The organism is Amycolatopsis sp. PSD-21 (assembly GCF_055561455.1).
Window position 1 is genome coordinate 6978188 of the sequence record NZ_CM145712.1, and the last position, 12396, is coordinate 6990583.

General features: G+C 69.3%; 11 protein-coding genes. 5 read left to right on the top strand and 6 right to left on the bottom strand.

Features of this window, described 5'->3' with window-relative positions; translation table 11 throughout:
- The first annotated feature begins 150 nt into the window (after positions 1-150).
- Positions 151-1164: an asparaginase gene (locus ACZ1DY_RS32710; protein ID WP_465481945.1), complete on the top strand. Its 1014-nt coding sequence runs from the start codon at positions 151-153 to the stop codon at positions 1162-1164.
- Between the two features lie 31 nt (positions 1165-1195).
- Here ACZ1DY_RS32710 and ACZ1DY_RS32715 read toward each other — a convergent pair whose 3' ends face one another.
- The 3 genes from ACZ1DY_RS32715 to ACZ1DY_RS32725 all read right to left on the bottom strand — a co-directional run bounded on the left by ACZ1DY_RS32715 (position 1196) and on the right by ACZ1DY_RS32725 (position 3693).
- A complete protein-coding gene (locus tag ACZ1DY_RS32715) occupies positions 1196-1675 on the bottom strand; it encodes a cysteine dioxygenase (RefSeq protein WP_465481946.1) in 480 nt (159 codons plus the stop codon).
- A 261-nt stretch (positions 1676-1936) separates the two neighbouring features.
- The gene (locus ACZ1DY_RS32720) at positions 1937-2950 is read right to left on the bottom strand and encodes an NAD(P)H-dependent glycerol-3-phosphate dehydrogenase (RefSeq protein WP_465481947.1); all 1014 of its coding nucleotides are present in this window, start codon (positions 2948-2950) and stop codon (positions 1937-1939) included.
- Complete coding sequence (locus tag ACZ1DY_RS32725; protein WP_257485039.1) at positions 2950-3693, bottom strand: lysophospholipid acyltransferase family protein; 744 nt, start codon at positions 3691-3693, stop codon at positions 2950-2952. The genes ACZ1DY_RS32720 and ACZ1DY_RS32725 overlap by 1 nt, the downstream gene beginning before the upstream one ends.
- A gap of 57 nt (positions 3694-3750) precedes the next feature.
- On the opposite strand from ACZ1DY_RS32725, the gene cofC reads away from it, so the two are divergent.
- From cofC to ACZ1DY_RS32740, 3 genes are all read left to right on the top strand, one after another.
- The gene (cofC, locus tag ACZ1DY_RS32730; RefSeq protein WP_465481948.1) at positions 3751-4380 is read left to right on the top strand and encodes a 2-phospho-L-lactate guanylyltransferase; all 630 of its coding nucleotides are present in this window, start codon (positions 3751-3753) and stop codon (positions 4378-4380) included.
- A 66-nt stretch (positions 4381-4446) separates the two neighbouring features.
- Positions 4447-6741, top strand: a complete 2295-nt coding sequence (locus ACZ1DY_RS32735; RefSeq protein WP_126733597.1) for an RNA degradosome polyphosphate kinase — start codon at positions 4447-4449, stop codon at positions 6739-6741.
- Positions 6738-7673, top strand: coding sequence for an NUDIX hydrolase (locus ACZ1DY_RS32740; protein WP_465481949.1), 936 nt, complete (start codon positions 6738-6740; stop codon positions 7671-7673). Before ACZ1DY_RS32735 ends, ACZ1DY_RS32740 begins: the two co-directional genes overlap by 4 nt.
- A gap of 949 nt (positions 7674-8622) precedes the next feature.
- Here the strand turns inward: ACZ1DY_RS32740 and ACZ1DY_RS32745 are convergent.
- The 3 genes from ACZ1DY_RS32745 to leuC form a co-directional block, all read right to left on the bottom strand.
- Positions 8623-9288, bottom strand: coding sequence for an HU family DNA-binding protein (locus ACZ1DY_RS32745; RefSeq protein WP_126733599.1), 666 nt, complete (start codon positions 9286-9288; stop codon positions 8623-8625).
- Between the two features lie 253 nt (positions 9289-9541).
- Positions 9542-10144: a 3-isopropylmalate dehydratase small subunit gene (leuD, locus tag ACZ1DY_RS32750; protein ID WP_126733600.1), complete on the bottom strand. Its 603-nt coding sequence runs from the start codon at positions 10142-10144 to the stop codon at positions 9542-9544.
- Positions 10145-10184: 40 nt separating this feature from the next.
- Positions 10185-11603: a 3-isopropylmalate dehydratase large subunit gene (gene leuC, locus ACZ1DY_RS32755; RefSeq protein WP_465481950.1), complete on the bottom strand. Its 1419-nt coding sequence runs from the start codon at positions 11601-11603 to the stop codon at positions 10185-10187.
- Between the two features lie 79 nt (positions 11604-11682).
- Here leuC and ACZ1DY_RS32760 point away from each other — a divergent pair, with 79 nt between their 5' ends.
- The gene (locus ACZ1DY_RS32760) at positions 11683-12384 is read left to right on the top strand and encodes an IclR family transcriptional regulator (RefSeq protein WP_007031477.1); all 702 of its coding nucleotides are present in this window, start codon (positions 11683-11685) and stop codon (positions 12382-12384) included.
- Positions 12385-12396: the final 12 nt, after the last annotated feature.

Consider the following 12396-nt stretch of genomic DNA (forward strand, 5'->3'; position numbering starts at 1 on the left):
GAGCCCAGCACTCGACAGAACCCCTGCAGTACATGAAGGCCCCCTTCGTTGCGCCTGGCGCAAGGAAGGGGGCCTTCATGTACTGCAGGCGAGCCACAAGGACGGTTAGAACCGTCCTTACCACTCAGGAGTTTTTGGAAGAATGTCCTCATGAGCGTCTCCCCTGAAAACCGGCCCCTTGTCGCCGTCGCCGCCCTGGGCGGCACCATCTCGATGGTCCCCGGCGACGGTGAGGACCACGCCGTCCCCCGGCTCACCGCCGCCGACCTGCTCGGCGACCTCGGCGAGAACCTCGAGATGGACGTCCGCGCCGAGACGCTCGCGGGGATTTCGAGCGCCTCGATGGATTTCGCGACCTTGATCAGGACACGGGACTGGGCGGCCAAGGCGGTCGACGAGGGCGCTGACGGCGTCGTCGTGGTCCAGGGCACGGACACGCTCGAAGAGACCGCGTACTTCTTCGAGCTGACGTGGGCCTCCGAGGCGCCGATCGTGATCACCGGCGCGATGCGCAATCCCAGCCTGCCCAGCGCCGACGGCGCGGGGAACATCCTCGCCGCGCTGACCGTCGCCGCCGATCCCCGCAGCCGGGGCCGCGGCTCGCTGGTCGCGTTCAACGACGACGTCCACGCCGCGCGCTGGGTCCGCAAAACGCATTCGAGCCACGTCGAGGCGTTCTCCTCGAATCCCGCCGGACCGCTCGCGCTGCTCAGCGAGGGCTTGGTGCACTACTTCCATCCGGTCGCCGCCCGCCCGCCGGCGTTGTCGTTGGCGAACGCGGACTTCTCCGGGCTGGTGCCGATCGTCGAGAGCGGTGTCGAGGACACCGGCGAGCTCCTGGAAACGCTGGTCAAGGCCGGGGTGAAGGGGGTGGTGCTCGCCGCGAACGGCGCCGGGCACGTTTCGGCTGGGTCCGCCGAAGTGATCGAGCGGGTCCTGCCGGAGGTGCCGATCGTGGTCGCCGGCCGCACCGGCGCCGGGCCGACGTTCCGCGGCACCTACGGCTTCCGCGGTTCCGAATCGGATCTGATCGCGATGGGCGCGACCATGGCGGGCTGGCTGGACCCGCGCAAATCCCGGCTCCTGCTGCACACCCTGCTGGCCACCGGCGCCTCGCGAGACCGCGTCGAGGCCGAATTCCGGCTCCGGGGCGACCTCGCCTAGGCCGCGTTTCGTCCTCTGAATGCGGGAGGTGTCAGTCCCGGACGGGACCCGAGACGGGGTCCAGGTGGTACGGCCGCATGGCGCGGGGCCGGTGCCGGTAGACGTGCACGCTGACGGCGGGATCCGGGCTCTCGTTGCGCACTTCGTGGACGTAGCCGGGGCCGAAGACGCGGGACTGGCCCTCCGACAGCGAATGCAGCTCGGTCACGGCCCGCCCGTCGACGGCGCGCCGGGCGACGGTCTCGCTCAGCTTCCCGCTGACGACGGTGAACGCGCCCGCGGCGAACTCGTGGTCGTGCAGGTCGGTGCGCTGACCGGGCAGCCAGCTCATGAGCCAGATCTCCTGCAGCTCGTCCGAGTCGACGAGGGCGGAGAACCGCTGGTCGGGGTCGTACCGCAGCAGATGCCGCCAGCGGTCACGGTCCGCGGCGAATTCGAGCGCGACGCGCACCGGGTGGCGCAAGGCGGGGTTTTCGGGAATGACGAGCGTGTTGTCCGGGACGGCGAACATGAAGGGGTCCTCGCAGAAGGAAGTGGGTGTCGAGCTGGCCGGGGCTGAGTTCACCGACAACAGCGACACGACGCACACGAGACGGCGCCAAGACCCGAGAGGCCCCGCGACACAGTCATCCCACGTGCGAACATGCGCTCAGCGAACCAGTGCGGAGCCCGTCGGTCAACAGATCTCATACCGTGGACCGTGAGTTCTGCACCTGGCGTCCATGCTCGCAACACGGATCCGCCCCGGTCTGTCGCGATATTGCGGTCTTACTCAGGACCACTCGTGCTTCTGCGACCGCCCGAGCAGCTCGGCTCCCGCGCGCCGCGGGTCGACCCCTTCGTGGCACACGCGGTGCATCGCGTCGGTGATCGGCATGTCGACACCGAGCCCCATCGCGAGCTCCCGGATCGACGTGCACGATTTGACACCTTCCGCGACCTGACCGCCGGTGGCCGCGAGCGCCTGCTCCAGCGTCTCGCCCCGGCCGAGCCGTTCGCCGAAGGTCCGGTTGCGCGACAACGGCGACGAGCAGGTCGCCACCAGGTCGCCGACACCGGCGAGCCCGGCGAAGGTCAGCGGGTCGGCGCCCAGTTTTGCGCCGAGCCTGGCCATCTCGGCCAGCCCGCGGGTGATCAGGGTGGCCACGGTGTTCGCGCCCAGCCCGAGCCCGGCCGCCATCCCGCAGCTGAGCGCGATGACGTTCTTGCACGCCCCGCCCAGCTCGCAGCCGACGACGTCGGTGTTGGTGTACGGCCGGAAGTACTGGTTGAAGCTCGCCCGCTGGATCGCCTTGGCGTTGTCGTGGTCGGTGCAGGCCAGCACCGCCGCCGCCGGCTGCCCCAGCGCGATCTCCTTCGCCAGGTTCGGCCCGGACACGACCACGATCTGCCCGGCGTCGACGCGGGCGATCTCGGCGATGACCTCGCTCATCCGCTTGAGCGTGCCCAGTTCGACCCCCTTGGCGAGACTCACCAGGATCGCGTCGGCGGGCAGCAGACCGGACCACTCCGACAGATTGGTCCGCAACGTCTGGCTCGGCACCGCGAGCACCACGGCCTGCGCGCCGTCGAGGGCTTCGGCCGGGTCCGCCGTCGCGGTGATCCGCTCCGGCAATTCGATATCGGGTAAATAGGACGAATTGCGATGCCGTTCCCGGATGTCGGCCGCGACCTCGGACCGGCGGGCCCAGATGGTCACGTCGCGTCCGGCGTCGCCGAGCACCTTCGCGAACGCCGTCCCCCACGATCCGGCGCCGAGCACGGTCACCCGCTGGACCTCGGCCATCAGGCGTCGTCCTCCGGCTTCTTCGCGGGCGGTTCCTCCTGGCGGATCTCCGCGAGCAGCGCGGTGATCTCGGTCATCATCAGGTCGGTGACCTCGCGCAGTTTGGAAGCGCTGCGGGTCGAACCGTCCTTGTAGGCGGAAAGATCCATCGGCTCGCCGACCAGATGCGTGATCGTCTTGCGCGGGAACGGGGTGAACTTCTTCGTGTAGCCGTTGAAGATGTGGTTCGTGCCCCAGCGGGCGATCGGGATCACCGGCACGTCGGTCTCCAGCGCGAGCCGCGCGGCACCGGTGAACGGCTTCTTCGGCCAGCCGTCCGGGTCCTTGCTGATCGTCCCCTCCGGATAGATCACGACGACCTTGCCGTCACGCAACGCCTGGTGGGCGGCCTTGAGGCTGTCACCGGCGGCGGCCGAACCACGCGAGACCGGGATCTGGCCGGCGCCGACGAAGATCTTGCCGAAGAGCGGCGCCCTGGTCAGGCTCTCCTTGCCGAGGAACCGCGGCACCCGCTTCTGGCGGTGCACGAACACCGCGTCCACCGCCGGGTCCATGTGGGACACGTGGTTGAGCAGGAGCAGCGCGCCACCTTCGCGGGGGATCCGCTCGGCGTTGCGGTAGACCCGCTTGCCGATGGCCGTCGCCGGGTAGAACAGTGCGGCGGCGATGCCCACCCAGATGCCGCCCTTCTCACGCCGGGCCAATTCGTCCTCCTCGAAGTCACACGTGTCGTCCCAGGCCACTGATCCTGCCGCGCGCGTACGAGCGCGGTCCAGGGAGGGTCGGGTAAGAAGTGAGATGTGGACGTGGACCTGATAGTGCCGATGAAACGCCCCGCCGAGGGCAAGTCCCGGCTTCGCGGCGCGGTCGTGCCCGAGCGGCACGCCGAACTGGTGCTGGCGCTGGCCTACGACACGTTGTCCGCGGCGACCTCCGCCGACGGGGTCCGCCGGGTGCTGGTGGTCGCCGCCGACCCGGCGTCGGTGGCGGATCTCACCGAGCTGGGCGTCGAGATCGTCACCGAACCGTCGCGCGGCGGATTGAACGCGGCCCTGCGCCACGGCGAGGAACTGCTGCGCCGGGACAGGCCGTCCGGTCTCGTCGGCGCGTTGCAGGCCGACCTGCCCGCGCTGCGGACCGAAGACCTCACCGCCGCCCTCGCCGAGGCAGGCGGGCACCGGGCGTTCGTCGCGGACCGGCAGGGAACGGGCACGACCCTGTTGCTCGCGGGGGCGGGCAACGCGCTGGCGCCCCGGTTCGGCGAAGGTTCCGCGCGGGCGCACACCGCTTCCGGTGCGACCCCGCTCACGATCGTCGCGGAATCGCTCCGGGCCGACGTGGACACCGCGGATGATCTCGCTCACGTTCGCACGCTCGGTACCGGAAAGCGCACTTCAACGCTGTTGGGCACACCCTGCGTGGCGATGTGACGAGAGTTCACCCTGGCGACCCGCGCGCGGCGCACATAATCGCCCCGAGTGGTGAACAATGAAGCCGTGAGCACAAATGACGGCGGCACCCCGAACTCGGCAAGGAAGCGGAAGACCTCCGCCGCGAAACCGGAACCGGACAGCGGCACGGCGAAACCCGCCAGGACGAGAAAGAACAGCAGCCCGGCCCCGCGCACGGCCGTCCGCGCGACGCGCGGCGGTTCGGCGAGCCGTCCGGCCCAGGAGTTCCGCGCGCTGCCCGCCGCGCCGCCCGCGGTGACGTCGGCGCCCACCGCCGTCGAATCCCTGCCCGACGACCGGTACTTCAACCGCGAGCTGTCCTGGCAGGATTTCAACGCGCGCGTGCTCGCGCTGGCCGAGGACGAGTCGCAGCCGCTGCTCGAACGCGCCAAGTTCCTGGCGATCTTCGCGTCCAATTTGGACGAGTTCTACATGGTGCGGGTCGCCGGGCTGAAGCGCCGCGACGAGACCGGGCTCCCGGTCCGCAGCGCGGACGGGCTCACCCCGCGCGAGCAGCTGGCCTACATCGCCAAACGCAACCAGGACCTGGTCGAGCGGCACACGAACGCCTTCGAACTGCACCTGCGGCCGCAGCTGGCGGAAGAGGACATCCTCATCGTCGGCTGGAACGACCTGACCGGCGCCGACCAGCTCCGGCTGTCCAACTACTTCAGCGAGCAGATCTTCCCGGTGCTCACACCGCTGGCCGTGGATCCCGCGCACCCGTTCCCCTACATCTCCGGCCTTTCGCTCAACCTGGCCATCACCGTCCGGGACCCCGAAGCAGGCACGGAGCGGTTCGCGCGGGTCAAGGTGCCGAGCAACGTGCCGCGCCTGATGCGGATCGAGCAGCAGCCGCGGGAGAGCCGCACCGCGACGTTCCTTCCGCTGGAGGAACTGATCGCCGCCCACCTCGGCGAGCTGTTCACCGGTATGGAGGTCACCGAGCACCACGCGTTCCGGGTCACCCGCAACGCGGACTTCGAGGTCGAAGAGGACCGGGACGAGGATCTTCTCCAGGCGCTGGAACGCGAACTGGCCCAGCGCCGGTTCGGCCCGCCGGTGCGGCTCGAAGTGGCGCAGGACATGAGCGAGCACATGCTCGAGCTGCTGCTGCGCGAACTGGAGGTCGACCCGCGCGACGTCGTCGAGGTCCCCGGTCTGCTGGATCTCACCTGTCTGCACCAGTTGTCGGGTGTCGACCGCAAGGAACTCAAGGACCGCCCTTTCGTTCCCGCCACGCATCCGGCGTTCGGTGAGCGCGAGACGCCGAAGTCGGTGTTCGCGACGCTGCGCGAGGGCGACGTCCTCGTGCACCACCCGTACGACTCGTTCTCCACCAGCGTCCAGCGGTTCATCGAACAGGCCGCCGCGGACGACAAGGTGCTGGCGATCAAGCAGACGCTGTACCGCACCTCCGGCGACTCCCCGATCGTCGACGCGCTGATCGACGCCGCCGAGGCGGGCAAGCAGGTCGTCGCGCTGGTCGAGATCAAGGCGCGGTTCGACGAACAGGCCAACATCACCTGGGCCCGCACGCTGGAACGCGCGGGCGTGCACGTGGTCTACGGGCTCGTCGGGCTGAAGACGCACTGCAAGGTGTCGATGGTGGTGCGCCAGGAGGGTTCGACCATCCGCCGCTACTGCCACATCGGCACCGGCAACTACAACCCGAAGACCGCGCGCCTGTACGAGGACCTCGGCATCCTGACCGCCGACCCGACGATCGGCGCGGACCTGACGGATCTGTTCAACGTGCTGACCGGGTACTCCCGCCAGGACACCTACCGCAACATCCTCACGTCGCCGCACGGGATCCGCCGCGGCATCGTGCGCGCGATCGGCGAGGAGATCGAACTCGCCCGCGCCGGCCAGACCGCCGGGATCCGGATCAAGTGCAACTCGCTCGTCGACGAGCAGGTGATCGACGCGCTGTACCACGCTTCCCAGGCCGGGGTTCCGGTCGACATCGTGGTTCGCGGGATCTGCTCCCTGAAGCCGGGTGTGGAGGGACTGAGCGAGAACATCCACGTGCGGTCCATCCTCGGCCGCTTCCTGGAACACTCGCGCGTCTTCACCTTCCTCGCGGGCGGCACGCGGTGGATCGGCAGCGCGGACATGATGCACCGCAACCTCGACCGCCGGATCGAGGCGCTGGTGCGGGTCAAGGATCCGAAGCTGACCGCGCAGCTGGACTACATCTTCGAATCCGCGCTGCACCCCTCGACCCGGTGCTGGGTGCTGAACTCGACCGGCGAGTGGACCCCGTTCCCCGCGTCGGGCGACGACGTCCGCGACCACCAGGTCGAGCTGGCGAAGCGGCACGGGGCGGCGGGATGAGCGGGGTCATCCGGGCGGCGGGAGCCGTCCTCTGGCGCCGCGACGGGGACCGGATCGAGGTCGCGCTGGTCCATCGGCCACGCTACGACGATTGGTCGCTGCCGAAGGGAAAGCTGGATCCGGGCGAGACCATCGCGGGCGCGGCGGTCCGCGAGATCGAAGAGGAGACCGGCTTCGAGGCGGTCCTCGGCCGCTATCTGGTCCGGACCGAATACACCGTCGCGGGAGCGCCGAAGACCGTCGATTACTTCTCCGCGCACGCCGTCTCGGGTGCGTTCGCACCGAACGAGGAAGTCGACGAGCTGCGCTGGCTCGACGCGGAGGCGGCGGAGAAACTGCTGACGCGGGCCGAGGACGTCCGGGTGCTGCGCGAGTTCTCCGCGCTGCCGCCCGAACTCGCCACGGTGATCCTGGTGCGGCACGCCAAAGCGGGTAAACGCGACGAGTGGACCGGCGACGACGACCTGCGTCCGCTGTCGGACGCGGGCCAGCGCCAGGCCGAAGCGCTGCGTTCGCTGCTGCGGCTCTACGCGCCCGGCAGGGTGCTCTCGGCGCCGCGGCTTCGTTGTGTCCAGACGGTGAACGGGCTCGCCGAAGACCTCGGCGTCGAGATCCGGCACGAGCCGCTGCTGTCGGAAGAGGGCTACTGGCCGGACCCGGTGCTCGGTGTCGCGCGGCTGCTGGCCATCGCCGGTGACGGCGGGACGCCGGTGATCTCCAGTCAGGGCGGGGTGATCCCGGACGTCGTCAGCGCACTGGCCGACCGCGACGGCGTCGATCTGACCGCGGCGCGCGGCGGTGTGGTGCCGTCGAAGAAGGGTTCGTTCTGGGTGCTGTCGTTCCGGCCCGCGAGCGAACAGGACGGGCCGGTGCTGGTGGCCGCGGACTATTTCGCGTCGCCTTTGCCCACGCCTGCTCCCGCGCATCCCTGAGGCTTTGTCACGCGTGAAGGCCCCTTCCCTCGGCTGAGCCGAGGGAAGGGGGCCTTCACGCGCTACAGGGGCATTTGAGGACTGGCTGGGGGTATCTGCGCGCCGTGGGGGTGTCGCGAAAGCCACTTTCGGGACGTCTGGTGTCGCGAAAGTTGCTTTCGCGACGTGCGACCGGGTGAGCGCCGGGTTGGTTGCGTCCGCCATGTTGCGAAAGTGGCTTTCGCGACGTTGAGGGTTGCGAAAGTGGCTTTCACAACACGCCACCGCGCCCCCAACGCTGGCCGCGCCCCGCCACCCCACCCCACGTTGCGAAAGTGGCTTTCGCGACGTTGAGGGTTGCGAAAGTGGCTTTCACAACACGCCACCGCGCCCCCAACGCTGGCCGCGCCCCGCCACCCCACCCCACGTTGCGAAAGTGGCTTTCACAACGTTGAAGGTTGCGAAAGTGGCTTTCGCAACCACGCCAAGGCACCCCTCACGGTGCGAAAGGGGCTTTCGCGACATGCCACGGCCACGCGCCCAGCCTCAGCCGACCCCACCGCCCCCATGTTGCGAAAGTGGCTTTCGCAACCCCCGCATCAGCCTTGGCCCCTCAAGGAAATCCGAAGCGCCGCTCCCCCACGTGGGTGACGCGCCTACTCCGGCTGTGTCGATGCGGACCCGCACTCATCGCTCCACTGTGGAGCCACCCACCGGCAACGCGCGTCCATCGGGGTGACGGGGGAACTCCGGTCGAAGCGGATTCTTTTCCGAAACTCCGCCCACCGGCACGAGAATCGCGTCACATACGCCACTGGGCGGCCGAGGATCCGTAGCGGCCCCAAGATCCCCGGAGTCCGCACGCGAGCGCGTCAGGGCGAGACGGGGCTTCCTAGGATGTCCTGGAAATGCGGCAGGGCCCCGCGCCGTGCGCGGGGCCCTGCCGTTGGCTCTCTCCTGAGGAGGGAGCTTACTTCTTCTTCGCGGCAGCCGAAGTCCGCTTGGCCGGAGCCTTCTTCGCGGGAGCCTTGGCGGCGGTCGCCTTGGCGGCCGGCTTCGCGGCGGCCTTGGTGGCGGTCGCCTTCTTGGCCGTGGTGGCGCGAGTCGTGGCCTTGGCGGCGGTCTTCGGCGCGGCCTTGGTGGCGGTCGTCTTGGCCGCCGCCTTGGTCGCGGTCGCCTTGGCGGCCGGCTTCGCGGCGGCACGCGTCGTCGTGGCGGCGGCGCGGGTCCGCGTGGTCGTGGAACGCGTCGCGGCCGGGCGGCTGGCGGCCGTCCGGGTCGTCGTCGCGCGGGTGGTGGTGGCGCGGGTGGAGGTGCCGGCGGTCGCGCGCTTCACAGCGGTGGCCTTCGGCAGCTTCTTCGAACCACTGATGACGTCCTTGAAGGTCGTGCCGGCGCGGAACGCGGGCACGTTGGTCTTCTTGACGCGAACGGTCTCACCGGTGCGCGGGTTCCGCGCGGTGCGGGCGGCGCGGGCGCGCTTCTCGAACACACCGAAGCCGGTGATGTTCACCTTCTCGCCCTTGTTGACCGTCCGGATGATGATGTCGACAAGGCCATCGACGGCCTCCGACGCGACCTTCTTGTCGCCCAGGCGCTCCGACAGCGCCTCGATCAGCTGGGCCTTGTTGGCCATTCCAGTCCTCCAAGAAGAACTACTTGTACACGGCCCCGTCGGCCGACTTAGCGCACACGGTATTACCAATGCAGCACAAATTCCAAACGACGCGCGGAAATTTCCCTTGTCTCGGGGGCTGTTCCGCCTCCCGAGGGACCCCTTCAGGGCCTCTCGAGGTGCCGTTCGGTGTGGTTTCGGGGCTGTCGTGGAGGACCCCGGCCGGGGTGCGGATTCCCTGCTCAGCAAGGGAATCCGCCCCCTTCGACCGGCCCTAGGAGGAGGCCGCCGGGAGGGTCACCGGCTTCCAGGAGGGGCGCTGGGTCTCGAAAGTGTCGATCTCCTCCGCGTGGCGGAGCGTCAGGGCGATGTCGTCGAGCCCTTCGAGGAGCCGCCAGCGGGTGTAGTCGTCGATCTGGAAGGGCGCGGTGAAGTCCTTGGCTCGTACCGTCTTCGACTCGAGGTCCACCGTGACCTCCGTCCCGGGCTCGTTTTCGAGCAGCTTCCACAGCAGTTCGACGTCCGCCTGCTCGACCTGAGCGGCGACGAGCCCCTGCTTGCCCGAGTTGCCGCGGAAGATGTCCGCGAACCGGGAGGAGATGACGACCCGGAATCCGTAGTCCATCAAGGCCCACACCGCGTGCTCACGGGACGAGCCGGTGCCGAAGTCCGGGCCCGCGACCAGGACCGACCCGTTCTTGAAGGGCTCTTGGTTGAGGATGAACGACTCGTCGGACCGCCAAGCGGCGAAGAGCCCGTCCTCGAAGCCGGTGCGGCTCACGCGCTTGAGGTAGACCGCCGGGATGATCTGGTCAGTGTCCACGTTGGACCTGCGCAGCGGGACCCCGACGCCGGTGTGGTGGGTGAACGCGTCCATGTTGGGAACTCCTTCGCGGATGTCAGCGATGTCAGTGCCGTCAGCGAGCGACGGCGGGCTGCAGGTCTTCGGGGCTGGACAGCGTGCCCCGCACGGCCGTGGCGGCCGCCACGAGCGGCGAGACCAGATGCGTCCGGCCGCCCTTGCCCTGCCTGCCTTCGAAGTTGCGGTTCGAGGTCGACGCGCTGCGCTCGCCCGGCTTGAGCTGATCCGGGTTCATGCCGAGGCACATCGAGCAGCCCGCCTGACGCCATTCCGCGCCCGCTTCGGTGAAGACCCGGTCCAGCCCTTCGGCTTCCGCCGCCTGGCGGACGCGCATCGAGCCGGGGACGACGAGCATCCGGACCGAGTCGGCGACCTTGTGCCCGCGCAGGACGTCCGCGGCGGCCCTCAGATCCTCGATCCGGCCGTTCGTGCACGAGCCGAGGAAGACGGTGTCCACCGCGATCTCGCGCAGCGGCGTGCCCGGCTTCAGATCCATATAGGACAGGGCCTTCTCAGCGGCGATGCGCTCGTTCTCGTCGCCGATGCGCTCCGGGTCGGGCACCTCGGCGCCCAGCGGGAGCCCCTGGCCCGGGTTCGTGCCCCAGGTCACGAAAGGCGTGAGCTCGTCGGCGTTCAGGCGCACCTCGGCGTCGAAGACGGCGTCGTCGTCGGTGCGGAGTTCGCGCCAGTTCTCGACGGCGGCGTCCCAATCGGCGCCCTGCGGGGCGTGCGGGCGGCCCTTCAGATACTCGAACGTCGTCTCGTCCGGCGCGATGAGCCCGGCGCGCGCGCCGGCTTCGATGGACATGTTGCACACCGTCATCCGGGCTTCCATCGACAGCTTTTCGATGGCCTCGCCGCGGTACTCGAGGACGTAGCCCTGACCGCCGCCGGTGCCGATCTTCGCGATCACCGCGAGGATGACGTCCTTCGCCGTGACGCCGGGGCGCAGTTCGCCATCGACCGTGATCGCCATCGTCTTGAATGGACGGAGCGGCAGGGTCTGCGTGGCCATCACGTGTTCGACCTCGGAGGTGCCGATGCCGAACGCCATGGCACCGAAGGCACCGTGCGTCGAGGTGTGACTGTCGCCGCACACCACGGTCATCCCCGGCTGGGTCAGGCCCAGCTGCGGGCCGATGACGTGCACGATGCCCTGCTCGGCGTCGCCCATCGGGTGCAGCCGGACGCCGAACTCCTTGCAGTTGACGCGAAGGGTGTCGACCTGGGTGCGGGACACGGGATCCGCGATCGGCAGCTCGATGTCGATCGTCGGGACGTTGTGGTCCTCGGTCGCGATGGTGAGGTCGGGACGGCGCAGTTTCCGGCCCGCCAGGCGGAGTCCGTCGAACGCCTGCGGGCTGGTGACCTCGTGCAGCAGGTGGAGATCGATGTAGAGCAGGTCGGGCTCGGCCCCCTCGCCGCGCCGCACCAGGTGCGACTCCCACACTTTCTCGGCCAGTGTCCGGGGCATTTCCGGCTCCTCACATGCGGTGAAATCGGTACTTCCCACCATCTGGACATCTCAAACTTCGGGAAGATAGTATCGGCTTGTGGGACAGCATAGCGGTATCGGAGTACTCGACAAGGCCGTGGCCGTGCTTCAGGCCGTGGCCGAAGATCCTTGTGGCCTGGCGGAACTGTGCACGCGGACCGGTTTGCCGCGCGCGACGGCGCATCGGCTCGCGGTCGGCCTCGAAGTGCATCGCCTGTTGCGCCGCGGCCCCGACGGGCGCTGGCGTCCGGGTACCGCGCTCGCGGAACTGGCGGGCGGTTCGACCGACCCGCTGCTCGACGCGGCGAGTTCGGTGCTGCCGAAATTGCGCGACATCACCGGCGAAAGCGTTCAGCTGTACCGCCGCGACGGCGTCCAGCGCGTCTGCGTGTCGACCGCAGAGCCGCCGAGCGGGCTCCGGGACACGGTGCCGATCGGTTCACGGCTGCCGATGACCGCGGGCTCCGGCGCGAAGGTCCTCGCCGCGTGGTCGGATCCGCACACACAGCGCACGATCCTCACCGAGGCGGTGTACGGGGAGCGCACCCTGCTCGAAGTCCGCCGCCGCGGCTGGGCCCAGAGCGTGGCCGAGCGGGAGCCCGGTGTGGCGAGTGTCTCGGCGCCGGTGCGGGATTCGACGGGCACCGTCGTCGCCGCGGTGTCGGTTTCCGGGCCCATCGAACGTATAGGGCGTAAACCGGGGGCGCGCTGGGCCGCGGACCTCCTCGCCGCCGCGGACGCGCTCCAGGAGCGTCTCTGAGCCCAAGACGAG

Coding starts and splice junctions, on each gene's coding strand:
- ACZ1DY_RS32710 (WP_465481945.1), top strand. CDS start 151: ATGAGCGTCTCCCCTGAAAACCGGCCCCTTGTCGCCGTCGCCGCCCTG.
- ACZ1DY_RS32745 (WP_126733599.1), bottom strand. CDS start 9,288: ATGGCCAACAAGGCCCAGCTGATCGAGGCGCTGTCGGAGCGCCTGGGC.
- ACZ1DY_RS32740 (WP_465481949.1), top strand. CDS start 6,738: ATGAGCGGGGTCATCCGGGCGGCGGGAGCCGTCCTCTGGCGCCGCGAC.
- ACZ1DY_RS32720 (WP_465481947.1), bottom strand. CDS start 2,950: ATGGCCGAGGTCCAGCGGGTGACCGTGCTCGGCGCCGGATCGTGGGGG.
- leuD (WP_126733600.1), bottom strand. CDS start 10,144: ATGGACGCGTTCACCCACCACACCGGCGTCGGGGTCCCGCTGCGCAGG.
- leuC (WP_465481950.1), bottom strand. CDS start 11,603: ATGCCCCGGACACTGGCCGAGAAAGTGTGGGAGTCGCACCTGGTGCGG.
- ACZ1DY_RS32715 (WP_465481946.1), bottom strand. CDS start 1,675: ATGTTCGCCGTCCCGGACAACACGCTCGTCATTCCCGAAAACCCCGCC.